Annotated in this window: 21 protein-coding genes, 1 tRNA gene and 1 pseudogene; 15 read left to right on the top strand and 8 right to left on the bottom strand. The window is 65.7% G+C overall.

Annotated elements, in window-relative coordinates; genetic code table 11:
• Window positions 1–19: 19 nt before the first annotated feature.
• Window positions 20–847: a DUF6279 family lipoprotein gene (locus tag KHO41_RS16085; protein WP_211954273.1), complete on the bottom strand. Its 828-nt coding sequence runs from the start codon at window positions 845–847 to the stop codon at window positions 20–22.
• Window positions 848–981: 134 nt separating this feature from the next.
• Here KHO41_RS16085 and KHO41_RS16080 point away from each other — a divergent pair, with 134 nt between their 5' ends.
• From KHO41_RS16080 to glmS, 3 genes are all read left to right on the top strand, one after another.
• The gene (locus tag KHO41_RS16080; protein WP_211954272.1) at window positions 982–1164 is read left to right on the top strand and encodes a hypothetical protein; all 183 of its coding nucleotides are present in this window, start codon (window positions 982–984) and stop codon (window positions 1162–1164) included.
• Window positions 1161–2525, top strand: a complete 1365-nt coding sequence (gene glmU / locus KHO41_RS16075; RefSeq protein WP_211954271.1) for a bifunctional UDP-N-acetylglucosamine diphosphorylase/glucosamine-1-phosphate N-acetyltransferase GlmU — start codon at window positions 1161–1163, stop codon at window positions 2523–2525. Before KHO41_RS16080 ends, glmU begins: the two co-directional genes overlap by 4 nt.
• Window positions 2526–2683: 158 nt before the next feature.
• A complete protein-coding gene (gene glmS, locus KHO41_RS16070; RefSeq protein WP_211954335.1) occupies window positions 2684–4522 on the top strand; it encodes a glutamine--fructose-6-phosphate transaminase (isomerizing) in 1839 nt (612 codons plus the stop codon).
• A gap of 95 nt (window positions 4523–4617) precedes the next feature.
• Here the strand turns inward: glmS and KHO41_RS16065 are convergent, their stop codons facing one another.
• Window positions 4618–4821: a YgaP family membrane protein gene (locus KHO41_RS16065; RefSeq protein WP_211954270.1), complete on the bottom strand. Its 204-nt coding sequence runs from the start codon at window positions 4819–4821 to the stop codon at window positions 4618–4620.
• Window positions 4822–5037: 216 nt separating this feature from the next.
• Window positions 5038–5223: pseudogene (locus tag KHO41_RS16060) on the bottom strand (ArsR/SmtB family transcription factor); the annotation flags it as partial.
• Window positions 5224–5290: 67 nt separating this feature from the next.
• Between KHO41_RS16060 and KHO41_RS16055 the strand changes: the two are divergent.
• Window positions 5291–5809, top strand: coding sequence for a winged helix-turn-helix transcriptional regulator (locus KHO41_RS16055; RefSeq protein WP_211954269.1), 519 nt, complete (start codon window positions 5291–5293; stop codon window positions 5807–5809).
• Window positions 5810–5836: 27 nt separating this feature from the next.
• Here KHO41_RS16055 and KHO41_RS16050 read toward each other — a convergent pair whose 3' ends face one another.
• Window positions 5837–7303, bottom strand: coding sequence for an efflux transporter outer membrane subunit (locus KHO41_RS16050; protein ID WP_211954268.1), 1467 nt, complete (start codon window positions 7301–7303; stop codon window positions 5837–5839).
• A 122-nt stretch (window positions 7304–7425) separates the two neighbouring features.
• Here KHO41_RS16050 and KHO41_RS16045 point away from each other — a divergent pair, with 122 nt between their 5' ends.
• From KHO41_RS16045 to KHO41_RS16030, 4 genes are read left to right on the top strand one after another with little or no spacing between them, the layout of a single operon-like run.
• Entirely contained in the window at window positions 7426–7974 is a 549-nt protein-coding gene (locus tag KHO41_RS16045; protein WP_211954267.1) for a winged helix-turn-helix transcriptional regulator, read from the top strand.
• Window positions 7971–9098, top strand: a complete 1128-nt coding sequence (locus KHO41_RS16040; RefSeq protein ID WP_211954266.1) for an HlyD family secretion protein — start codon at window positions 7971–7973, stop codon at window positions 9096–9098. The genes KHO41_RS16045 and KHO41_RS16040 overlap by 4 nt, the downstream gene beginning before the upstream one ends.
• Complete coding sequence (locus KHO41_RS16035) at window positions 9098–10708, top strand: DHA2 family efflux MFS transporter permease subunit (RefSeq protein WP_211954334.1); 1611 nt, start codon at window positions 9098–9100, stop codon at window positions 10706–10708. Before KHO41_RS16040 ends, KHO41_RS16035 begins: the two co-directional genes overlap by 1 nt.
• Before the next feature lie 28 nt (window positions 10709–10736).
• Window positions 10737–10949: a hypothetical protein gene (locus tag KHO41_RS16030; protein WP_211954265.1), complete on the top strand. Its 213-nt coding sequence runs from the start codon at window positions 10737–10739 to the stop codon at window positions 10947–10949.
• 7 nt (window positions 10950–10956) lie between these two features.
• On the opposite strand, the gene KHO41_RS16025 is transcribed toward KHO41_RS16030, so the two are convergent.
• On the bottom strand, window positions 10957–11604 hold the full coding sequence (locus KHO41_RS16025; protein WP_211954264.1) for a dihydrofolate reductase family protein: 648 nt from the start codon (window positions 11602–11604) through the stop codon (window positions 10957–10959).
• A 56-nt stretch (window positions 11605–11660) separates the two neighbouring features.
• Window positions 11661–12599, bottom strand: coding sequence for a LysR family transcriptional regulator (locus KHO41_RS16020; protein WP_211954263.1), 939 nt, complete (start codon window positions 12597–12599; stop codon window positions 11661–11663).
• Between the two features lie 116 nt (window positions 12600–12715).
• Between KHO41_RS16020 and KHO41_RS16015 the strand changes: the two genes are divergently transcribed.
• The 5 genes from KHO41_RS16015 (at window position 12716) to KHO41_RS15995 (ending at window position 16405) form a co-directional block, all read left to right on the top strand.
• Window positions 12716–13693 carry a Bug family tripartite tricarboxylate transporter substrate binding protein gene (locus tag KHO41_RS16015; protein WP_211954262.1) on the top strand — a complete coding sequence of 326 codons (978 nt, stop codon included), beginning with the start codon at window positions 12716–12718 and terminating at the stop codon, window positions 13691–13693.
• A 266-nt stretch (window positions 13694–13959) separates the two neighbouring features.
• Window positions 13960–14436, top strand: a complete 477-nt coding sequence (gene bfr / locus KHO41_RS16010; protein WP_211954261.1) for a bacterioferritin — start codon at window positions 13960–13962, stop codon at window positions 14434–14436.
• 89 nt (window positions 14437–14525) lie between these two features.
• A tRNA-Cys gene (locus KHO41_RS16005) sits at window positions 14526–14600 on the top strand.
• 304 nt (window positions 14601–14904) lie between these two features.
• On the top strand, window positions 14905–15348 hold the full coding sequence (locus KHO41_RS16000) for a GNAT family N-acetyltransferase (RefSeq protein ID WP_211954260.1): 444 nt from the start codon (window positions 14905–14907) through the stop codon (window positions 15346–15348).
• Between the two features lie 76 nt (window positions 15349–15424).
• A complete protein-coding gene (locus KHO41_RS15995; protein WP_211954259.1) occupies window positions 15425–16405 on the top strand; it encodes a quinone oxidoreductase family protein in 981 nt (326 codons plus the stop codon).
• 7 nt (window positions 16406–16412) lie between these two features.
• On the opposite strand, the gene dmeF is transcribed toward KHO41_RS15995, so the two are convergent.
• Together dmeF and KHO41_RS15985 are read right to left on the bottom strand one after the other, a co-directional pair.
• Window positions 16413–17447, bottom strand: coding sequence for a CDF family Co(II)/Ni(II) efflux transporter DmeF (gene dmeF / locus KHO41_RS15990; protein ID WP_211954258.1), 1035 nt, complete (start codon window positions 17445–17447; stop codon window positions 16413–16415).
• Window positions 17448–17713: 266 nt separating this feature from the next.
• Entirely contained in the window at window positions 17714–19162 is a 1449-nt protein-coding gene (locus KHO41_RS15985) for an aminotransferase-like domain-containing protein (protein ID WP_211954257.1), read from the bottom strand.
• A gap of 340 nt (window positions 19163–19502) precedes the next feature.
• Between KHO41_RS15985 and KHO41_RS15980 the strand changes: the two genes are divergently transcribed.
• Together KHO41_RS15980 and KHO41_RS15975 are read left to right on the top strand one after the other, a co-directional pair.
• Window positions 19503–20834 carry an aspartate aminotransferase family protein gene (locus KHO41_RS15980; protein WP_211954256.1) on the top strand — a complete coding sequence of 444 codons (1332 nt, stop codon included), beginning with the start codon at window positions 19503–19505 and terminating at the stop codon, window positions 20832–20834.
• A 13-nt stretch (window positions 20835–20847) separates the two neighbouring features.
• The gene (locus KHO41_RS15975; RefSeq protein ID WP_211954255.1) at window positions 20848–22365 is read left to right on the top strand and encodes a CoA-acylating methylmalonate-semialdehyde dehydrogenase; all 1518 of its coding nucleotides are present in this window, start codon (window positions 20848–20850) and stop codon (window positions 22363–22365) included.
• Window positions 22366–22626: the final 261 nt, after the last annotated feature.

The following is a 22626-nucleotide window of genomic DNA, read 5'->3' as shown; positions in this document are numbered from 1 at the left end:
GTTTTGCATTGGGCCGGCGCTACTTGTTGGCCGCCTGGGACGTATTGCCCTGCCGTTCGCGCATCAGGCTGCGCGTGTCGTCGATCCACTTCTGGAAGCGTTCCACGGCATGCGCCTTCTGCGTGGGCGTTGCGAGGTTGGCGATGGTCGTGGCCAGCGCCACGCCGGCCTGGTTGTTGGCTTCATAGCTGGCGGCGCGTACCTGGCCCTGCGGGTGCTGCCAGCGGTCGCCGAAGCGGCGCAGCAGTTCGACGACCTGTGCCTTGGGCGGATGCGTCTGCTGGACCTGCCGCGCCAGCGCCAGCCAGTCCTCCTGCCGCCGCAGCCGTTCCGCGTAGCGCGCCTGGGCACCCTGCATCAGCGGGGCCATGGCGGCGTGGATGGCCTGTTCCTGCTCGTTCGAGAAGCTTCCGTAGATCAGCTTGGCGTAGCTCATTACCTTGTCAAAGCGCGCCGATTCGCGGTCCTCGGCGCTGCCGCTCAGGAATTTCTTGCGGTACTTGGCGTTGCCCTCGTCAAACTTCTTTTCCATCCGGTCGATCTGGGCCGGGGTCAGCGTGAGCAGCAGGTCCGCCACATCGGGGATGGCCTGGTCGAACGACTGCCGCGCCAGGCGCTGGCTGGCCTCCTGGATCTGCACGATGGCCGCGGTGCTAACCGGTTGCTGGACCTGATTCCGGGCCTGCGTCAGCAATCCGGCGATTTCCGGCAGCTGCGCCTGCCGGTGCCAGGCGAAGAAGCGCGCAATGGCCTCGCGCGTGGGCGGCTCCTGAGCGTCGGTGACGTCGACGTAGTGGTCGACCCACCAGTAAGCCAGGCGGTCGCCCTGCTGATAGCCGGTCTTCATTGCGCTGCACGCGCCAAGGATTGCCGTGGCAAATATCGCCAATATCAGGCGCAGCCAGCGATTGTGAGAATCGGAAACAGGGGGGGATTGAGCAGATACCGTCATGTTAAAATCGCCGCGCATCTTGCCAGGGTTTGCTGATTGCCCACAAGCCCAGTCCTGGCAAGGGTTCGGCGGTTCCAGAAAAGCTGGAAGCCACCACCGCCGGGCTGGCGGAAACCGGGTTGTTGAACGCCATGAACGCCGGTTATCGAACATCCGGCTGGTGCTTTAAAGAATATATTTCCCGATACATGCACCAAGGGGTCTCCTTGTGAATATCGTCATTCTCGCCGCGGGCATGGGCAAGCGGATGCATTCCGATTTGCCCAAGGTCCTGCACCCAGTCGCCGGGCGCCCGATGCTCGCGCATGTCATCGATACGGCACGTACGCTGTCGCCTTCGCGGCTGGTCGTGGTCGTCGGCCACGGTGCCGAGCGTGTGCGCGAGGCCGTCGCCGCCGATGATGTCACCTTTGCCGAACAGGCCCAGCAACTGGGTACCGGCCATGCGGTGATGCAGGCACTTCCTCAGTTGGACGACAACCAGCCCACATTGGTTCTCTATGGTGACGTGCCGCTCACCACGGCAGCGACGCTCAAGGCGCTGGTCGAGGCAGCCGGCAACACGCGTTTTGGCGTGCTGACCGTGGAAATGCCAGATCCGACCGGCTATGGGCGCATCGTGCGTGATGCCGCGGGCAGTATCGTGCGGATCGTCGAGCAAAAGGACGCCAGCGAGGCTATCCGCGCGATCCGCGAGATCAACACCGGCATCATCGTGTGCCCGACTGGCCATCTGCGTCGGTGGCTGTCGACGCTGGGCAACGACAACGCGCAAGGCGAGTACTACCTGACCGATACCGTCGAGCGCGCGGCGACCGAAGGCATCGACATCGTCTCGGCCCAGCCCGCGGCGCTGTGGGAGACGCTCGGCGTCAACAGCAAGGTCCAGCTGGCGGAAGTCGAGCGCATCCACCAGCGCAACCTGGCCCAGCGCCTGCTCGAGGCCGGCGTGACGCTGGCCGACCCGGCGCGCATCGACGTGCGGGGCGAGCTGACTTGCGGGCGCGATGTCTCCATCGACATCGGCTGCGTGTTCGAAGGCCGCGTGCATCTCGGTGACGGTGTGCAGATCGGCGCCAATTGCGTGATCCGCAACAGCAGCATCGATGCCGGCGCGCAGGTACAGCCGTTCTGCCATATCGACAGTGCGAAAATCGGTGCCGACGGCCGCATCGGACCGTATGCGCGCCTGCGCCCCGGCACCGAACTGGGCGAAGATGTCCATATTGGCAACTTCGTGGAAGTGAAGAATTCGCAGGTCGCCGCGCACAGCAAGGCCAACCACCTGGCTTATGTGGGCGACGCCACGGTCGGCGCGCGCGTGAATATTGGCGCCGGCACCATCACCTGCAACTATGACGGTGCGAACAAGTTCCGTACGGTGATCGAGGACGATGTCTTTATCGGCTCCGATACGCAACTGGTTGCGCCGGTGACGGTGCGCCGCGGTGCGACCATCGGCGCTGGCACGACGCTGACCAAGGAAGCGCCGGCCGACAAGCTGACGCTGTCGCGCGCCAAGCAGATGACGCTCGACGCCTGGCAGCGCCCGGTCAAGAAGCCGAAGCAGTAAGCGAGTAAGCGGTACGGCGGCCGCGCACGTCATGTACGGTGGCCATCGATCAACACAATACGGCGGCCGCAGTGTTGCGGCCGTTCCGGCGCGGCGCTGTGGCCGCGACCGGCATTGAAACAGGCGCCGGCATCGGCGCCGAGCACGGGGGTACAGCCATGTGTGGCATCGTCGGCGCGGTTTCCACGCGCAATATCGTTCCGGTCCTGATCGAAGGCCTGCGCCGCCTCGAATACCGCGGCTATGACTCCTGCGGCGTCGCCGTCGTGCGCGATAACGCTGTCGAGCGCGCACGCACGGTGTCGCGCGTGGCCGATCTGGATGCCCAGACGCAGGCATCGGGCCTGGCGGGCACCACTGGCGTTGCGCACACGCGCTGGGCCACGCATGGCAAGCCCGACACCGTGAACGCCCACCCGCACCTGTCCGGCGAGACCATCGCGCTAGTGCACAACGGCATCATCGAAAACTACGAGCCGCTGCGCGAAGAACTGCGCGCGGTCGGCTATGGCTTCGAGTCGCAGACCGACACCGAGGTCGTCGCCCACCTGATCCACCAGGCCTACTGCTATCCGAGCAGCGCCACGCGCGGCGACCTGTTCGCATCGGTGCGCGCCGTGACCAAGCGCCTGCACGGCGCCTACGCGATCGCCGTGTTCGCCAAGGACCAGCCCGAGCGCGTGGTCGGCGCGCGCGCGGGCTCGCCGTTGGTGGTGGCGCTTGGCGACGGCGAGGCCTTCCTCGCTTCGGACGCGCTGGCTGTGGCTGGCACGGCCAACCGCATCATCTACCTGGAAGAGGGCGATGTCGTCGAGGTCACGCGCGACGGCGTGACCATCCACGACGGCCATGACCATCCGGTCGAACGCGAAGTGCGCGTGGTCGAGGCGCACGCCGCCACGGTGGACCTGGGCCCGTACCGCCACTTCATGCAGAAGGAAATCTTCGAGCAGCCGCGCGCGCTCGGCGACACGCTGGAAGGCATCGACGGTATCTCGCCCACGCTGTTTGGCGATCGCGCCGCCGAGGTGTTCCCGGAGATCGACAGCGTGCTGATCCTGGCTTGCGGTACCAGCTACTATTCGGGCTGCACGGCCAAGTACTGGCTCGAAAGCATCGCGAAGATCCCCACGCAGGTCGAAGTGGCCAGCGAATACCGTTACCGCGACACGGTGCCCAATCCGCGCGCACTCGTGGTGGTGATCTCGCAATCCGGCGAGACCGCCGACACCATGGCTGCATTGCGCCATGCACGCGCGCTGGGCCATACGCATACGCTGTCGGTCTGCAACGTGGCGACCAGCGCCATGGTGCGCGAGACCGAGATGCGCTTCCTCACGCGTGCCGGCACTGAAATCGGCGTGGCGTCCACCAAGGCCTTCACTACCCAGCTCGCCGCGCTGTACATGCTGACGCTGGCGCTGGCCAAGGTGCGCGGTTTCCTGTCCGAAGAAGCCGAGGCCAAGGACATGGCCAACCTGCGCCACCTGCCCGCCGCGCTGCATGGCGTGCTGGCGCTGGAGCCGCAGATCATCGCGTGGTCGGAAGAATTCGCGCGCCGCGAAAACGCGCTGTTCCTGGGCCGCGGCATGCACTACCCGATCGCACTCGAAGGTGCGCTCAAGCTCAAGGAAATCTCGTACATCCACGCCGAGGCGTATCCCGCCGGCGAACTCAAGCATGGCCCGCTCGCACTGGTGACGGAAGCCATGCCTGTGGTCACCGTGGCCCCGCACGACGCGCTGCTCGAGAAGCTGAAGTCCAACATCCAGGAAGTGCGCGCACGCGGCGGCCGTCTGTACGTGTTCGCCGACAGCGACACGCATATCCAGTCGTCGGACGGCATCCAGGTGATTCGGATGCCCGAACACTATGGCGACCTGTCGCCGATCCTGCACGTGGTGCCGCTGCAGCTGCTGGCGTACCACACGGCGTGCGCACGCGGTACCGACGTGGACAAGCCGCGGAACCTGGCGAAGTCGGTGACGGTGGAGTAATTGGGCGCGCCTGGCGGCGCGTCGTAGTAGTACACCCCGGCAAGATAAAGCCCCGCTTGTGCGGGGCTTTGTCATTCAGGCAAGATGGCCGGGCGTTACTTGGCGTCCGGTGTAGATGCCGGGCACGTCTTTACGCCAAGAAGGCTATACGCTGGACAGACGCGCAGGATGCCCGTGGCCAGCGGTACGATGCCGATCCATCCCCACGCCCCGATGTGCCCCGTTGCCGCCAGGACGATGAGGGCCAGGCCGATGACGATCCGGAGAGTCCGGTCGAGGGTTCCGACGTTTGCTTGCATGGCCGGCTCCTTGCCAGTTTGCGATGCGGGTGAAATTCCCGGGATCTGCCAGCAATAACGCCGGCAGATCCATACTGCGCCTTGCGTGCGGCCGGCCCTTGATCTGGCGCAATCTCCCGCGACAATGCCGACACACTCAGGCTTGCCGCATGGTGGACGTTGCGCGCTCGACGACTTCGAATACGATCATGCGGCCACCCTGGCCGCCACAAGGCCAGTTGCTACGAGGCCGTTCTCGCGCAGCACGCCCAGTTGCCGGGACAGCGCGGGCTGGCGGATGCCAAGCTGTTCCTCCAGTTCGCCCACGGCAAGCTCTCCCTGCGACAGCTGGCACATTCGCAGCAGGCGATCCGGGTTGGCCAGCACCTTGAGCACGCCGCATGCGCCGGGCCTTACTTGCATGATTGAAGCCTCGGCAGTAGCATGGTCCGCACGACGGTCTCCCGCTTTGACAACCAGCCACGCCACCATGCAGAGAAAGACCTTCCGGGACATGCAGTGTCCCATCGCGCGGAGCCTTGAGCGGGTCGGGGAGTGGTGGAGCATCCTGATCCTGCGCGAGGCGTTCTATGGCACGACGCGCTTCGATGCCTTCCAGAAGAACCTTGATATCGCGCCGAACATGCTGACGCGCCGCCTCAACGGACTGGTGGATGAAGGCTTGCTGGAGCGCCGCCAGTATTCGGAGCGGCCGCCGCGCTACGAATACGTGCTGACCGAGTGCGGCCGCGATTTCGAGCCGGTAATGCTGTCGATGCTGGCCTGGGGCAACAAGCATTTCGCGCCCGAGGGAGTGAGCGTGCAGCTTGTCGACAAGGCCACCGGGGCGCCCGTCGAACCCGTGCTGGTCGATGCCGCGAGCGGTGCGCCGGTTGACCTCGCGCGTTACGCGCTGGCACCCGGGCCTGCAGCCGGCGAAGGGGTGCGCCGGCGCCTGGCCGATGCTGCCGCCTACCTGTCGACCACGGAAAAGGCCGAAGCCGGTTAAGGCGACGCGGCGCTTCCTTCCTGCCCCTTACCAGCCGCCACCGAGCGCACGGAACGCCGCCACCGCGGCGCGTGCGTTGTCGGTGCCCACGCGTGCCTGCTGGTCGCGTGCGGCCAGTAGCTGGCGGTCTTCCTCAAGCACCTCGAACAAGCTGACCGCGCCGCCCTTGTAGGCCTCTTCGGACGCGCCGCGCGAGCGGGCCTGAGCATCCACTTCCACGGCCAGATCCTGGCTCTGCAGTTGCAGCTGGGTCAGCGTGACGATGGCGTTCTCCACATCCTCCGTCGCGCGCAGCATGGATTTGCGATAGGTGGCGAGTGCCTCCGCATTGGCGCCGCGCGCCTGCGCGACTTCGGCGTCGACGCGGCCGAAATCGAACAGGCGCCAGCGCAGGCCCGCCATGGCCGCGGGCTGGAACGTGGCGGCCGTGAACATCTTGCCCGCCGACAGGCTTTCAAAGCCGAGCAGCGCCGATAGCGACAGCTTGGGGTAGTACTCGGCAGTGGCCACGCCGATGCGCGCGCTGGACGCGGCCAGCCGGCGTTCGGCGGCAATGACGTCGGGGCGGCGCTCGAGCAGCGCGGCAGGACCCTGCGCGAGCGGGATCTGCGGGACGCCCGTGCGCGCACCCGGCGCGGCGAGTTCGGCGGCATAGGTGCCCGGCGCAGCGCCCATCAGCACGTCGAGTCGGTTGAGCTGCGTGTCGAGCTCGATCTGCAGCGGCGGGATGGTCACGCGGGTTTGCGCGAGCCGCGCTTCGGCCTGGGCGCGCTCGCGCTCGGCGCCGATGCCGTCGGCCAGGCGCAGCTTCACCAGATCGAGCAGCCGCGCATTGGTCTGCACCTGCTGCTGTGCAATGGCGATGCGCTGCTGCGCACCGCGCACGCGGAAGTAGGCGTCGGCCGCTTCCGCTGCCACCAGCACGCGCACGCCGAGGTGTTCGGCCTCGGCCGCCTGGGCTTCCGCGTCGGCCGCCTCGGCCCCGCGCCGCAGGCCGCCCGCGATGTCGATTTCCCAGCTTGCCCCGGCACCGATGTTGTACAGCGTGTTGTTGCGCTCGAAGCCAGGCGACTTGCTGGCGATCTTGCCGAGCGGGCTTTCGAGCGACTGCCGTTGCCGCGCGACGCTGCCGGACAGCGATCCCTCGGGCAGCAATGCCGCGCCCGCGTAGTTGGCCGCCGCACGCGCCTGGTCGACACGGGCCACCGATGCGGCAAGGTCCAGGTTCTGCGCCAGCGCGCGCTCGATGATCCGGGTCAGCGCGGGATCGTCGAATCCCTTCCACCAGCTATCCAGCGCGGGCGCTGCAGGCACCGCTTCCTGACCCTGCAAGGCGGCGGCGTGCGCATAGGCCGCCGGCAGGTCCGCTGCGGGGGCACGGTAATCGGGGCCGACCGCGCACGCGGCCAGGCTGGCGGCCATTGCCGCGGCGGTCAGGGCCGCGAGGCCGCGCCCGAAGCGCGCTGCCAAGGGGAAGGGTTGCGCTTGCGTCATGTCATACACCTCTCATTCGTGATCCGGACTGCATGTTTCAAAATTAACTTGCAACATGATAGTCACCACTCTAGACTAACTTTCAACTTGATAGCAACCCCGGATTGAAAGGGATGATGATCATGCAGAGAAAGCCACTGGACCAAGCACCGTGCCCGATTGCGCGGACCGTCGCGCGTATCGGCGACGCGTGGAGCGTGCTGATCCTGCGCGAGGCCTTCTACGGCACGGCCCGCTTCGACGATTTCGAGAGGAGCCTCGGCATCGCGCCGAACATGCTCGCGCGCCGGCTTGCCGCGCTCGTCGCGGAAGGCTTGCTGGAGCGGCGCAGCTACTGCGAGCGCCCGCCGCGCTTCGAATACGTGCTGACCCCGCGCGGTCGCGACTTCCGTCCCGTGCTGGTGGCGCTGCTGGCGTGGGGCAACCGGCATTTCTCGCCAGAAGGCGAAAGCGTGCAGCTCCTGGATCGCGAGACCGGAGCGCGTGTCGAGCCGGTGCTGGTCGATGCCGCGAACGGGCGGCCCATTACCGAGGCCGCCTATGTGCTCGGGCCCGGCCCGGCCGCGAGCGAGCGCATGCGGCAGAGACTGAATCGCACTGCGGCGGCCCCGGCCGCATCCGCTACGAATCTGAATCCCTCCGAACTCAAGTGCAGAAAGGAAGTGCAATGACAAGCAACACCATGACCGAACGCACGGGCGAGCAGCCCGTTCCGGCCGCGAAACAGGCAGGATCGCGGCCCAATACGAAGAAGCTGCTCGCGACCGGGGCCCTGCTTGTCGCGGGACTGGCCGGCGTCGGCTACGGGTACCACTGGTGGAGCTCCGCGCGCTTCGTGCAGAGCACCGACGATGCCTACGTGGGCGGCGACGTGACCGTGATCGGCGCGAAGGTTGCCGGCTATATCTCCGAAGTCGCCGTGACTGACAACCAGCCTGTGCATGCAGGGGATGTGCTGGTTCGCATCGACGACCGCGACTATCGCGCCGCGCTGGCCAAGGCCGAGGGAGCGGTGGCTGCGCAGCAGGCGCTGCTCGAGAACCTCGATGCCACGCAGCGGCTGCAGGAAGCCGTCATCGGCCAGGCCCGGGCCGGCTTCGCGGGCGCGAATGCCGATACCGTGCGCGCGCGCCAGGACCAGGCACGCTATGCGAGCCTGGTCGAGAAATCGGCGGTGTCGATCCAGAGTTCGCAGAAGGCCGACGCCGACTACAAGCAGGCGGCCGCCAACAGTGAAAAGGCACAGGCGTCGCTGCTCGCCGCGCAGCGCCAGCTCGAGGTGATCGGCACGCAGAAGCTGCAGGCGAAGGCGGCGCTGGCGCAGGCCGTGGCGGAGCGCGATATCGCAAAGCTCAACCTCAGCTACACCGAATTGCGCGCGCCGGTCGACGGCACGGTGGGCAACCGGCGCGCGCGCGTCGGCGCCTACGCGGGCAGCGGTAGCCAGTTGCTGTCCATCGTCCCGGCCAGCGGCTTGTGGGTTGATGCGAACTTCAAGGAAGGTCAGCTCACGCATCTGCGCGAGGGCATGCCGGTCACGATCGAAGCCGACGTGCTGCCCGGGCGCGTCTTCCATGGCCGCGTCGGCAGCCTGGCGCCGGCGACGGGCGCGCAGTTCAGCGTGCTGCCCGCCGAAAACGCGACCGGCAACTTCACCAAGATCGTCCAGCGCGTGCCGGTACGCATCCAGCTCGACGAGAAAGATGCCACGCTCGGCACCTTGCGCCCGGGCCTGTCCGTCATTGCGCAGGTCGATACGCATCCCGATACGCATCCAACCAAGCAGGTGCAATGATGGGTACGGCCACCCTCGACAGGCCGGTCGCGGCGCCGGCGGCGGCATTGCCGTCCCCGGCATCGCTATCCACGCCGGCGAAGATCTTCGCCTTCGCGACCATGTGCGTGGGCATGTTCATCGCGCTGCTCGACATCCAGATCGTCTCGGCGTCGCTGCGCGATATCGGCGGCGGCCTGTCGGCGGGCACCGACGAGACGGTCTGGGTCCAGACCAGCTACCTGATCGCGGAGATCATCGTCATCCCGCTGTCCGGCTGGCTGTCCCGCGTGATGTCGACGCGCTGGCTGTTTGCCGCATCGGCCGCCGGCTTTACGGTGACCAGCCTGCTGTGCGGCGTGGCGTGGAATATCCAGAGCATGATCGCGTTCCGTGCGGCGCAGGGCTTCCTGGGCGGATCGATGATCCCGCTGGTGTTCACCACGGCCTTTGCATTCTTTGCGGGCCCGCAGCGCGTGATCGCCGCAGCGACCATCGGCGCGCTGGCGTCTCTCGCGCCTACGCTTGGTCCGACCATCGGGGGCTGGATTACCGACAACTTCTCGTGGCACTGGCTGTTCTTCATCAATCTGGTGCCTGGCATCTTCGTCACGGTTGCCGTGCCGATGCTGGTCAAGGTCGATCGCCCGAACTGGTCGCTGGTGCGCGGCGCCGACTACCTCGGCATCCTGTTTATGGCGCTGTTCCTGGGCTGCCTGGAATACACGATGGAAGAGGGGCCGCGCTGGGACTGGTTTGGCGACGAAGTGATCCTTGCGACCGCATGGATTGCCGGATTATCGGGCGTGGCCTTTGTCTGGCGATCGCTGACCTACGCGAATCCCGTGGTGGACCTGCGCGCGCTGCGCGAGCGCAACTTCGCATTGGGCTGCTTTTTCTCGTTCGTTACCGGTATCGGCATCTTCGCGACGATCTACCTGACGCCACTGTTCCTCGGACGCGTGCGCGGTTTCAGCGCGCTGGACATCGGCCTGGCGATCTTTTCGACGGGCCTGTTCCAGGTCGCGTCGATTCCGTTCTATGCCTTCCTGGCCAATCGCGTCGACCTGCGCTGGCTGATGATGTTCGGACTCGGTTTGTTTGCGCTGTCGATGTGGTTCTTCGCGCCGATCACGCATGACTGGGGTGGTGCCGAACTGCTGTTGCCGCAGGCACTGCGCGGCATGGCGCAGCAGTTTGCGGTGGCGCCGACAGTTACGTTGACGCTGGGCAGCCTGCCGCCCGAACGGCTCAAGCTTGCATCGGGCCTGTTCAACCTGATGCGCAACCTTGGCGGCGCCATCGGCATCGCGGCCTGCGCCACCGTGCTCAACGACCGCGGCAACCTCCATTTCCTGCGCGAGGCGGAGCACCTGAATATCCGCAACGAGGCGATGGGTGCGTTCCTGCAGGGCGCCGGCAACCAGATGCTCGCAGCAGGCCACGACCTGGTCGATGCGAACACGGCCGCGCTGAAGCAACTCTTCGCGCTCGCCTGGCGGGAAGCGCAGACGCAGACGTTCGGCGATGCGTTCCTGATTGTCATGGTGTGCTTCGTGATTGCCACCGCGATGGTCCCGTTGATGCGCAAGGTCGCGCCGCCGAAGGCACCGTCTGCGGATGCGCATTGAGCTGGTGCGCTACGCCAGGAAGCCCGACATGAAAATACTTCTACACTGTGCCGCGCTGCTGGCAGCAAGCGCGTTCACGGCGGTGCACGCCGACACCGACCGTCCGCGCCAGACCGGCGTGGCATGCGCCCGCGCCGGCAATAGCTACTGCCAGGCGCCGCAACCAGCGGCGGATTCCGCGTCGCACGCCTTGCGGCCTGGCAGCACCGACACGCCGGCTCCGGTTGGCGTACCCGCCTGAGATCCTCTTACGCCTGCTTCGCCAGCACGACGTGCATGGCAGCCGGCGTATTCACGTGCTCGCTGCAAGCGAAGCCGAGCGCGGGCAGATCCAGTCCGGCCAATAGCGCCTCGCCGCCGCCGAGCAGTTTTGGCACGATGGCAAGGTGCATCTCGTCGACCAGGCCGGCCTGCAAATACTGGCGGATCGTTGACACGCCGCCCCCGAGCCGCACGTCGCGTCCCTGCGCCGCTTCGCGAGCGCGCGCCAGGGCCACATGGATGCCTTCGGTGACGAAGTGAAAGGTCGTGCCACCGTCCATTTCGATCGATGGCCGCGCGTGGTGCGTGAGCACGAACACGGGTACATGGTAGGGCGGGTTATCGCCCCACCAGCCTCGCCAGTTCTCGTCGGGCCATGGTCCGCGCACGGGCCCGAACATATTGCGGCCGAGAATCCATGCGCCGACGTTGTCGAAGCCGCGTTCGACGAATTCGTTGTCGACGCCGGTGCCGCCGCCTTCGCCGCCGAACATGACCTGGAAGCGGCGTGTGGCGAACGCCCATTCGTGCAGCGCTTCGCCGCCCACGCCCAACGGGTTCTGGAGGCTCTGGGCGGGCCCGGCACCATAGCCGTCAAGCGACAACGTAAAGCTGTTCACTCTGAGTCTGGACATTGCCGTGTCTCCTTTTTCTTCGGGAAACCGAAGTGCAAAGCATACGCCGCACGCGCCTACCGTGCGCCCTTGCGCAAGGCCGGATGTTCGGCCAGCACCTCATGCACCAGCGTCACGAACGCCCGCGCGGCCGGGGACAGGGAGTGCCCGGCCAGTGACACCACGCCATACGGTGCGCGCAGTTCCGTCGCGGGACGCAGCGGCAGCGCCACGGCTTGTCCGTCGGCCTGCAGGCCCGCCATCATCGCGCGCGGCACCAGCACCACGGCATCCGTCGACAGCATCAGCGTGCGCAGCGCGTGCATGTCGTCGCACGTGACCGTCAGCAGTTCACGCGCGGTGCCATCGGTGTTGCCCTGGTCCTCGGCGACCCGGCGGTTGAAGAAATCGCTGACGTCGGCAGGCAGGCGCGGACCGGCGACCGGGTAGGGCGTCAGTGCCGCAAGGTTGACCGCGCGGCGTTTGGCCAGCGGGTGGCTGCTGCGCACGAAGAATGCCGTCTGCAACGCGGGCAGCCGTTCGATGTGCAGATGCGGCAGCCGGGCCAGGCTCTGGCTCTCGCCGACAAAGGCATCGAGCCGTTCCGCTTCCAGCGACTTCAGCATGGTGCGCGTGTCCGCTGTCTCCAGATCGATGCGCAGCGTCGGATGGCGCGCCACCAGCGCCGCCAGCACCGGCTCCAGCAGGAACGCGGACGCGAACGGCCCGAAGCCGATGCGGATCTCGCCGATCTCGATGTCCTGCAGCATCTGCAGGTCGCGCCTGAGTTCGCGGCCTTCGCGCAGCATACGCTGTGCGCGCTCGAGCACGATGGCGCCGGCAGCGGTGGGTCTGGCTTTGCCATAGGCGCGGTCCACCAGTGTGCCGAGGTCGCCTTCGAGCGTCTGGATGCTGCGTGTGAGCGCGGGCTGCGACAGGTGCAGCGCATCCGCGGCGCGGGCAAAGCTGCCTTGCTCGATCAGCGTGACGAAGTGATGGAGCTGGCGCAGGCTCATAAATTCAGCTTTTATGCATGGAAATCTGAAAAATATTGCATTGGACGTATTTTCTCAAGCCAGTTAGCTTGTCTGCCAAACCAAGAACATCAAGCTCAAGCAACTGGAGACAAGGCATGAACCGACGTGCGCTGCTGGCGCTCGCCCTGAGTGGCATCACTGTTTGCAGCGCACCGGCGCTCGCGCAGACCTATCCCTCCAAGCCGATTCGCATCGTCGTGCCGTACGCGGCCGGCGGCGGCACCGACACCGTGGCGCGCGCGCTCGGCGAGAAGCTCAGCAAGCGGCTGGGCCAGCCCGTCGTGGTCGAGAACAAGGCGGGTGCCTCCGGCATCATCGGCACCGACGCGGTGGCCAAGGCCGCACCGGACGGCTATACGCTGCTGGTGACGATCACCCAGACAGTCCTCACCAACCAGTTCCTGTTCGCCAAGCTGCCTTACGACCCGCGCAAGGATCTGTCGATGGTCAGCGTGCTCGCCGACGCACAGCTCGTGCTGGTGACGAATCCGTCATTGCCGGCGCGTTCCCCGCGCGAACTGGGCGACTATGCGCGCACGCGGCCGGGCAAAGTCAGCTATGCATCGTGGGGCGTGGGCTCGTACTCACATCTGAGCGGCGCGTATTTCAGCAAGCTTTCACACGCCGAGTCCACCCATGTGCCGTACAAGGGCGAAGCGCCGATGCTGCAGGACCTGCTCGGCGGCCAGGTGCAGTTCGGCTTCGCCAGCATCCTCACGGCCAAGCCGTATATCCAGAGCGGCAAGCTCAAGGCGCTGGCAGTGACGGGTGCGCAACGCAGCAGCGCGCTGCCCGAGCTGCCGACCTTTGCCGAACTGGGCATGGGCGACAGCGCGTTCAAGACGGTAGGCTGGATCGGCATGGCAGCCCCCGTTGGCGTGCCGCCGGCAGTGACCGCGAAGCTGGAAGAAGAGGTGCGCGCGATCATGCAGACGCCCGACATGCAGTCGCGCATGGTGGGGCTGGGCCTGCGCCCCCTCGGCAGCACGCCGGCCGAGGCCCAGACGATTTTTGCGCGCGACTGGCCGGTTCTGAAAATGCTGGTGGCCGATTCGGGGGCGAAGCTCGACTGAGTCCGGCATCGCGATGGGGCAAAGAAAGAAAACCGCCGGTCACGGCGGTTTTCTACTTCTGCATGGCAAAGCATAATCTGGACGAAAATCAAAACCATACGCATTCTCGATTACCGTCGCGAGAAGTGGCGATTACCGTCGCATTTTGGCGTGTCGCTTGATGTCACGCCAATTGTGGCTACCATAAAAATGCACCGGTAAAAGCCGGGCACGATGGAGAAAAAGGAGAAGCACGATTTTCAGCCGCCGGGGGGAGGGAATATGCCATGAAAACGGACAAGAAAGTCATCCAGCTCCTCAACGGCCAGCTCAAGCATGAACTGACCGCGATCAACCAGTATTTCCTGCACGCGCGCATGTACCGGCACTGGGGCATGAACGCGCTCGGCAAGCATGAATACGAGGAATCGATCGAGGAAATGAAGCATGCCGACAAGCTGATCGAGCGCATCCTGTTGCTCGACGGCTTGCCGAATCTGCAGGACCTCGACAAATTGCTGCTCGGCGAAAACACCGAGGAAATGCTGGCCTGCGATCTCAAGCTCGAACAGGTTTCCCAGGCGAGCTGCAAGGATGCGATCAAGTATTTCGAATCGGTGGGCGACTATGTGTCCCGTGAGGTGGTCGTCGATATCCTGCAAGCCACCGAAGAACATATCGACTGGATCGAATCGCAGATCGAGCTGATTGGCAAGGTCGGCATACAGAACTACATCCAGTCGGCCATGGGCGGCATGGAATAGCCGCGCCGCGAGCAGCGTTCCTGCAGACTTTCCGATTTCCCGCTACACTGCGCCCCGCAACACGATTTGTCCCCGGACGTTACGTCCACGGCGGGGTGGCAGAGTGGTGATGCGACGGCCTGCAAAGCCGTTTACGACGGTTCGATTCCGGATCCCCGCCTCCAGTTTCCTTCCGCGCGCCTGGCGCCGGATCTTCGCGGCGCCGTGCAGCGGCGCCCGCATTCCAGTATTGCCTTTCTCTCTCACCCGTTCGGGGCCTCTCCGGCACCCGCGCCTCGCGGCCGGTGTGCTGAATTTGCCGCTGTTTACGCGTTCTTCCCGTCTGGAACAACCGCGCGGTTTAAGGTACTGTGATGGCGCGGCTGCGAGTCGATGTACGGCATACACTTCAGGCAGACGCACGTGACAACCATGCAGGGCTTCCGTGGTGTTGCCGTACTTGAGTGACGCAAGAACAAGAGGCTCCAGATGATCAAAGATTTGCGAATCCGGGCGGCGCTCGCTCCGGATGCGCCCGCGGTCGGCGCCGTGCTGGAACGCTGCGGCTTGCCGACCGATGATGTGTTCCGCTTGCTGGAACACTTCCACGTTGCCGTCCATGAATCGCAGATTGTCGGCTGCGGGGCCGGCGAGCGGTTTGGCGACACCGTCGTGATCCGCTCGGTCGCGGTGTTGCCGGAATACCGCGACCAGGGCGTTGCGTCCCATGTGGTCCGCGCGGTGCTGATGCGGGCGCGTGCCAACGGCGTCAAGCGCGCCGTGCTGCTGACGACGAGCTGCCCAAGCTATTTCGCACGCTATGGCTTCTCGCTGATCCCGGCCGCCAAGCTGCCGGCCGAGGTGCTGTCGTCGAGCGAATTCCACCGCCATACCGACACGCCGCCGCTATGCATGTGCTGCGAGCTGACCTGAACGCTTGCGCCTGAGCGCCGGCACGTTTTCGCAAAACCGGAAATAATCGGGTCTTCTCAACCACAGGAGACCCGGCATGCCGACCGCCCGCGTCATACGCGTCCACGAATTTGGCCCACCCGAAGCCATGCAGCTCGAACGCATCGAGCTGGCATCGCCCGCCGAAGGCGAGGTACTGGTGCGCCAGACTGCGATGGGCTTCAACTTCATCGACATCTACCAGCGCCGCGGCACGTATCCGTTGCCGCCGGGCACCGGTCTTGGCCATGAGGCTGTCGGCGTGGTCGAGGCAGTCGGTCCGGGCGTGAACGGGTTTGCACCGGGCGACCGCGTGGCTTACATGAATGCGGGCCTTGGCGCCTATGCCGACTACCGCAACGTGCCGGCCGCGAAGCTGGTGCGCGTGCCTGACAGCATCAGCGACGAGCAGGTAGCCGCCGTCATCTTCAAGGGCATGACCGCGCAATACCTCGTGCGCCATACCCATGCCGTGAAGGCGGGCGATGCCGTGCTGGTCCATGCCGCCGCGGGCGGCGTGGGCCAGATCCTGAGCAGCTGGGCCAAGGCGCTCGGCGCCTTTGTGATCGGCACCGCGGGCTCGCCGGAGAAATGCGAACTCGCGCGCCGGATGGGTTGTGACGTGGCCATCGACTATCGCACCAGCGATTGGGTGAAGGCTGTACGCGATGCCACCGGCGGACGCGGCGTGCGCGTCGTGTACGACGCGGTGGGCAAGGACACTTTCCTGGGCTCGCTCGATTGCGCGCAGCAGTTCGGCCTGGTGGTGCTGTACGGCGCTGCGTCCGGTCCGGCGCCGGCAATCGAACCCGAACTGCTGAACAAGAAGGGCTGCCTGTTCCTGACGCGTCCTTCAGTGTTTCCGCACAACGCCGATCCGGATACCTTCAGGGCCAATGCAAAGGACCTGTTCGACGCCGTTACCGCCGGCCATGTGAAGGTGGAGATCGGTGCGCGCTACGCGCTGGAAGACGTTGCCAACGCGCATGCCGCCGCCGAGGCCAGGGCGACGACCGGAGCGATCGTGCTGTTGCCGTAGTGTGCGATCAGCCGTGCCGCGTTGCCGGCACGGCGTGCCAGTCTTGATCCCGGCATACACTGATCTCCACCGTCACGTGCACGAGCTCCTCGTGCACGGACAGCGCCTCGCGCACGTGCTGCGGCGTCAGCGTGGTGTCGTGCGTGACCAGGCAGACAATGGAGGCGAACTGCTGCTTGCCGACGCGCCAGACATGCAGGTCGGTCACGCGCGTGGCGTCGCGGTCGTTGCCGGCGTGCTCGAATGCGGCGAGCACCTCGCGAACTTCATCGACCACGGGATGGTCCATCTCGCGATCCAGCAACACGGTGCCGCTCTGGCGCAGCAGCCCGAACGCCCAGCGGCCCACCAGTGCCGCGCCAACCAGTCCCATCACCGGATCCAGCCAGCTCCAGCCGAGCCACCATCCGCCCGCCAGCGCGACGATGGCGAGCACCGACGTCGCCGCGTCCGCGAGCACGTGCAGGTAGGCCGAGCGCAGGTTGATGTCGTGGTGGTGGTCGTGGCCGTGCGCGTGGCCGTGATCATGGTGGTCGTGCGCATGCCCGTGGCTGTGTTCGTGATGGTCGTGGCCGTCGTGGTGGTGATGCGCGCCGCCGAGAATCAGCGCGCAGCCCAGGTTCACCAGCAGGCCGAGCGCCGTAACCACCATGGCTTCACGGTAGTGGATCGCCTGCGGACTGAACAAGCGCTCGACGGAGCCGATCGCCATCAGCGCCGCCACGCCAAGCAGGAATATGGCGCTCGCGAAGCCCGCGAGCACCTCGACCTTCCACGTGCCGAACGCAAAGCGCGCATCGGTCGCATAGCGGCGCGCGGCGGCGTAGGCAAATGCCGTCAGGCCGATAGCAATCGCGTGCGAGCTCATGTGCCACCCGTCGGCCAACAGCGCCATCGAGTTGAACCACCAGCCCGCGGCGATCTCTATCACCATCGTCGCGGCGGTGATCACCATCACCAGCCGCGTGCCGCGCTCGGCAGCATGGTTGCCTGTGTCGAAGACGTGGCTGTGGGTCCACGAGGAAAGGTTGTCAGTGTGCATAGCGTTATGTCACAGAATGAGCAGAATGAAGCACCATCAAGACGGATATTCGGCGAATGTGATGATTGCCAGAAACATACATTCATGAATGCATGTATAATTTCAAAAAGTATTCACATTCTTGCCTCACATTTGTTGTTGATTCCGATATGAGCTACCGTTTCATCGCTACCTGCATGACAGTCTGGATTGGCGTTTGCGCGACGGCAGGCTGGGTGGTCGAGCGCCTCTGGGGTTGATCCTCCGCGGCGGCCGGTTCATCAGCTTCAGGCGGCGCGTGCCGCGCGCTCCCGGTCCGCCAGGCTGTCAAAGAATTCCCACAATTGTGGCGCGTCGCCCGTCGCCACATTGAAACGAATCCACGGCGAATCTGTTTCCTCCGGCTCGAAATAGGAGCCTGGCGCCAGCCAGATGCCCCGTTCGAGCGCCAGCGTGGCCAGCCGGTTGCCGGTCATGGGCGCGCCATCATGCAGGGCATCGCGCACACGTGCCCACGCGAACATCCCGCCTTCCGGCCGCAGCAGCACTTCCAGGCCGTGCGCTTCCATCTTCTCCGTCACGCGGTCCTGCTGCGCGCGCAGGCGCTCGGCCAGCGCTGCCACGTGCCGGCCGTAGTGGCCGCTCGTGAGCACCGAGTACACGAGCCGCTCCGTGACCTCCGATGACGTCAGGCCGACGGCCATCTTGGTCCGCGCAAACGCCTTGGCCAGATCCGCGCTGGCGGCGAGGTAACCCACGCGCAGCGACGGGGTGATGGTCTTGGAAAACCCGTTGATGTAGACCACCTGCGACAGCCCGTCCATCGCGGCCAGCATCGGCGAGCCGGCCGGCGCGAGCTCGCGGTAGATGTCGTCTTCCACGACCAGCAACCGGTGCTGCTCGGCTAGCTGCAGCACGCGGAACGCGTTCATGCTGGTCAGGCTCGCGCCGGTGGGGTTCTGCAGCACGGTGTTGATGAAGAGCGCGCGCGGTGCGTGAGTGCGGATGGCGTCTTCGAGTGCATCGGTATCGAGCCCGGCCGCGGTGCGGGGCACGCCGATCACGCGTAGCCCGGCCAGCCGCAGGATCTGCAGCAGGTTGCAGTAGCAGGGCGCCTCGACCAGCACCGCATCTCCGGCGCGCAGCAGCGTACGTACCACGAGGTCCAGCGCCTGTGTGGCGCCTTGCGTCAGCACGACCTGCTGCGCCTGCGCAGGTATGCCGTACTGGCCCAGGCCCGTGGCGATATGCTCGCGCAGCGGCGCGTAGCCATAGGGGTGGCCATAGCCTGATACCTGCGCGGCTGGCACCCGCGCCGCCGCGCGCATGGCCTGGTGCAGGCCTTCCTCATTGAGCCAGTCGCCCGGCAGCCAGCCGGCGCCGGCCTTGATCGGCACCGAATGATCGGCGAATACATCCGACAGCAGCCATGCAGCGTTGAGACCGGGCGCCTCCCATTGCGGCGAGCGCATGCCGCCGGCCGGCGCATGGCGGTGCGCGACGGTGTAGCCGGAGCCCGGGCGGGCAGCGAGATAGCCGAGCGCGGTGAGGCGGCCATAGGCTTCTGCCACCGTAAAAGTGCTGACGCCATGCTGCTGCGCGAAGCGGCGTACCGAAGGCAGTGCGGAGCCCGCGCGCAGCGCGCGGCGGTCTACCAGTGCGGCAATGCCGGCCACGATCTGTTCGGTCAGGGTCTCGCCGCCACGGCGGCTACGGGTAAGGTCCAGGGTCAGCATGGGGCACTTCGGGCGGGTTCCAACCTGTACAGTTTAGCGGTTGCGCGACTCGCTCTGGCGAAGGCGGCCGCGCTGTCTCCGTAAATGACGCAGTGCAATGTGGGGCGCCGCACGGCATCGCATCGACCACTCTGCCAGACTGCGCGCGGACTGCTGCTGCACCGGCACAATCCTGTACGGTTTGGCTTGTCTAAACTGTACGGTAAGGCGACGTTGTCCGGACTGTATATTTTGTCGCCCCCGCGCCGCCGGTAGAGTGGCCGACATCCCTGCCGCTGCACACGTTTCGCCGTGACAGCGCGCGCCAACGCGAATTGCCTGATTGCCCAGAGGAGGACGTATGGACGCCGCCAAGACCGTGATTCCCGATCTCGATGCCCTGTGGATGCCCTTTACCGCGAACCGCCAGTACAAGGCGGCGCCGCGCCTGCTGGCCTCGGCCAGTGGCATGTATTACACCACCCACGACGGACGCCAGATCCTCGACGGTTGCGCGGGCCTCTGGTGCGTAGCGGCCGGCCACTGTCGCAAGGAGATTGCCGAGGCTGTGGCCCGCCAGGCTGCCACGCTGGACTACGCGCCGCCGTTCCAGATGGGCCATCCGCTGTCGTTCGAAGCCGCCACCAAGGTGGCCGCGATCATGCCGCAGGGGCTGGACCGTATCTTCTTCACGAATTCCGGTTCGGAGTCGGTCGACACTGCACTGAAGATCGCGCTGGCTTACCACCGCGCGCGTGGCGAGGGACAGCGCACCCGCTTCATCGGGCGTGAGCGCGGTTACCACGGCGTGGGCTTTGGCGGCATGGCGGTGGGTGGCATCGGGCCGAACCGCAAGGCGTTCTCGGCCAACCTGATGCCGGGCACCGACCATCTGCCGGCGACGCTGAACATCGCCGAAGCCGCGTTCTCCAAGGGCCAGCCGACATGGGGCGCGCATCTGGCGGATGAACTCGAGCGTATCGTCGCGCTGCATGATCCTTCCACGATTGCCGCCGTCATCGTCGAGCCGCTGGCCGGCTCGGCCGGGGTGATCGTGCCGCCGGTCGGCTATCTGGACAAGCTGCGCGAGATCACCAGCAAGCACGGCATCCTGCTGATCTTCGACGAGGTCATCACGGCTTTTGGTCGTCTGGGTACCGCCACCGCGGCGGAACGCTTCAAGGTCACGCCGGATCTGATCACCATGGCCAAGGCCATCAACAACGCCGCCGTGCCGATGGGCGCCGTGGCCGTGCGCCGCGAGGTGCACGATGCCGTGGTCAACTCGGCCGCACCGGGTGCGGTCGAGTTCGCGCATGGGTACACGTATTCGGGCCACCCGCTGGCCGCCGCCGCTGCCATCGCCACGCTGGACCTGTACCAGCGCGAGAACCTGTTCGGCCGTGCCGCCGAACTGTCGCCGGTGTTCGAAGCCGCCGTTCACAGCGTACGCGGCGCGCCGCACGTAAAGGACATCCGCAATCTCGGCATGGTGGCCGGCATCGAACTGGAGCCGCGTCCGGGCCAGCCCGGCGCACGTGCCTACGAAACCTTCCTCAAGTGCCTGGAGCGTGGCGTGCTGGTGCGCTACACCGGCGACATCCTGGCGTTCTCGCCGCCGCTGATCATCAGCGAGGCGCAGATCGCCGAGCTGTTCGATACGGTCAAGCAGGCCCTGCAGGAAGTGCAGTAACGAAGGATTCAACGTGAATATTGCTGAGAACCGGCAGATCGCCGAAATCCACCACTACATTGGTGGCACGGTCCGGCCAGGCGCGTCCGCGCGCTTTGCCGACGTCTTCAACCCGGCCACCGGTGAAGTGGCCGCGCGCGTGGCGCTCGGCACTGCGCAAGAGGTGTCCGACGCCGTCGCCGCCGCGAAGGCAGCGTTCCCGGCCTGGGCCGACACGCCGCCGTTGCGCCGCGCGCGCATCCTTTTCAAGTTCAAGGAGTTGCTGGACAAGCATCACGATGACCTTGCTGCGCTGATCACGCGTGAACACGGCAAGGTGTTCAGCGATGCGAAGGGCGAAGTCACGCGTGGCCTCGAGATCGTGGAGTTTGCCTGCGGCATCCCGAACCTGCTCAAGACCGATTTCACCGACAACGTTGGCGGTGGCATCGACAACTGGAACCTGCGCCAGCCGCTGGGCGTGGTGGCCGGCATCACGCCGTTCAACTTTCCGGTGATGGTGCCGATGTGGATGTTCCCGGTCGCGCTCGCATGCGGCAACACGTTCGTGCTGAAGCCTTCGGAACGCGATCCGTCGCCGAGCCTGCTGATCGCCGACCTGCTCAAGCAGGCAGGCCTGCCGGATGGCGTGTTCAACGTGGTCCAAGGCGACAAGGTCGCGGTCGATGCGCTGCTCGCGCATCCGGACGTGCAGGCGCTGTCGTTCGTGGGCTCGACGCCCATCGCCGAATACATCTACACGGAAGGCACGAAGCGCGGCAAACGCGTGCAGGCACTGGGCGGCGCGAAGAACCATCTCGTGGTGATGCCCGACGCGGACCTGGACCAGGCCGTCGATGCGCTGATCGGCGCGGGCTACGGTTCGGCCGGCGAGCGTTGCATGGCGATCTCGGTTGCGGTTGCCGTGGGCGACGTAGCCGACAAGCTCGTACCGCGACTGGCCGAGCGCGCCGCGGCGCTGAAGATCCGCAACGGCATGGAAGCGGACGCCGAAATGGGCCCGCTGGTGACCGGCGCGCACAAGGCGAAGGTCGAAGGCTATATCGCCAAGGGCGTGGAAGAAGGCGCGACGCTGGTGACCGATGGCCGCGGCCACAAGGTCGAGGGCCACGAGAACGGCTTCTATGTCGGCGGCACGCTGTTCGACCATGTCACGCCGGACATGACGATCTACAAGGAAGAGATCTTCGGGCCGGTGCTGTCGGTGGTGCGCGTGCATGACTTTGCCGAAGCGGTGGCGCTGATCAACGCGCATGAGTATGGCAATGGTGTGTCTTGCTACACCAGCGATGGTGGCATCGCGCGGGCGTTTGCGCGGCAGATTCAGATTGGTATGGTGGGGATCAATGTTCCCATCCCTGTGCCGATGGCATGGCACTCGTTCGGCGGCTGGAAACGCTCGCTGTTCGGTGACCACCATGCCTACGGCGAAGAGGGCGTGCGCTTCTATACGCGCTACAAGAGTGTGATGCAGCGTTGGCCGGATTCGATTGGCAAGGGGGCGGAGTTTATGATGCCGGTGGCGAAGTAAGAGGGATTGCTGGGAATGGCGTTGATCGTTCTTGGCTGGCGCCGCTGTTTCGCCGGCGTAGCCGGCGAGTCACTTTTGTCCGAGCGACAAAAGTAACCAAAAACGCGTTTTGGTTGCCCCAAAGGGGCGAATTTTTATCGTAGTGTGCTGGGGGTGTTGTACGGGTATGGGCTTCAGAGTGAATTACGCTGCCTGCCGCGTGGGGCACCACCGTGAGTGGGAATACAGCGCTGATTGGACGAGCCCTGCAAGCGTCTGTGG

The sequence above is a fragment of the Cupriavidus numazuensis genome, assembly GCF_905397435.1.
Taxonomy (GTDB): domain Bacteria; phylum Pseudomonadota; class Gammaproteobacteria; order Burkholderiales; family Burkholderiaceae; genus Cupriavidus; species Cupriavidus numazuensis.
This window is presented reverse-complemented; position numbering and strand designations above follow the sequence as displayed.

Excerpts from the sequence above, each read along its gene's own strand:
- KHO41_RS16000 (WP_211954260.1), top strand. The coding sequence starts at position 14,905 with ATGATCAAAGATTTGCGAATCCGGGCGGCGCTCGCTCCGGATGCGCCC.
- KHO41_RS16085 (WP_211954273.1), bottom strand. The coding sequence starts at position 847 with ATGAAGACCGGCTATCAGCAGGGCGACCGCCTGGCTTACTGGTGGGTC.
- KHO41_RS16025 (WP_211954264.1), bottom strand. The coding sequence starts at position 11,604 with ATGTCCAGACTCAGAGTGAACAGCTTTACGTTGTCGCTTGACGGCTAT.
- KHO41_RS16050 (WP_211954268.1), bottom strand. The coding sequence starts at position 7,303 with ATGACGCAAGCGCAACCCTTCCCCTTGGCAGCGCGCTTCGGGCGCGGC.
- glmS (WP_211954335.1), top strand. The coding sequence starts at position 2,684 with ATGTGTGGCATCGTCGGCGCGGTTTCCACGCGCAATATCGTTCCGGTC.
- bfr (WP_211954261.1), top strand. The coding sequence starts at position 13,960 with ATGAAAACGGACAAGAAAGTCATCCAGCTCCTCAACGGCCAGCTCAAG.
- dmeF (WP_211954258.1), bottom strand. The coding sequence starts at position 17,447 with ATGCACACTGACAACCTTTCCTCGTGGACCCACAGCCACGTCTTCGAC.
- KHO41_RS16030 (WP_211954265.1), top strand. The coding sequence starts at position 10,737 with ATGAAAATACTTCTACACTGTGCCGCGCTGCTGGCAGCAAGCGCGTTC.
- KHO41_RS16020 (WP_211954263.1), bottom strand. The coding sequence starts at position 12,599 with ATGAGCCTGCGCCAGCTCCATCACTTCGTCACGCTGATCGAGCAAGGC.
- KHO41_RS16015 (WP_211954262.1), top strand. The coding sequence starts at position 12,716 with ATGAACCGACGTGCGCTGCTGGCGCTCGCCCTGAGTGGCATCACTGTT.
- KHO41_RS15985 (WP_211954257.1), bottom strand. The coding sequence starts at position 19,162 with ATGCTGACCCTGGACCTTACCCGTAGCCGCCGTGGCGGCGAGACCCTG.
- KHO41_RS16040 (WP_211954266.1), top strand. The coding sequence starts at position 7,971 with ATGACAAGCAACACCATGACCGAACGCACGGGCGAGCAGCCCGTTCCG.
- KHO41_RS16045 (WP_211954267.1), top strand. The coding sequence starts at position 7,426 with ATGCAGAGAAAGCCACTGGACCAAGCACCGTGCCCGATTGCGCGGACC.
- KHO41_RS16035 (WP_211954334.1), top strand. The coding sequence starts at position 9,098 with ATGGGTACGGCCACCCTCGACAGGCCGGTCGCGGCGCCGGCGGCGGCA.
- KHO41_RS16065 (WP_211954270.1), bottom strand. The coding sequence starts at position 4,821 with ATGCAAGCAAACGTCGGAACCCTCGACCGGACTCTCCGGATCGTCATC.
- KHO41_RS16055 (WP_211954269.1), top strand. The coding sequence starts at position 5,291 with ATGCAGAGAAAGACCTTCCGGGACATGCAGTGTCCCATCGCGCGGAGC.
- KHO41_RS15995 (WP_211954259.1), top strand. The coding sequence starts at position 15,425 with ATGCCGACCGCCCGCGTCATACGCGTCCACGAATTTGGCCCACCCGAA.
- KHO41_RS15980 (WP_211954256.1), top strand. The coding sequence starts at position 19,503 with ATGGACGCCGCCAAGACCGTGATTCCCGATCTCGATGCCCTGTGGATG.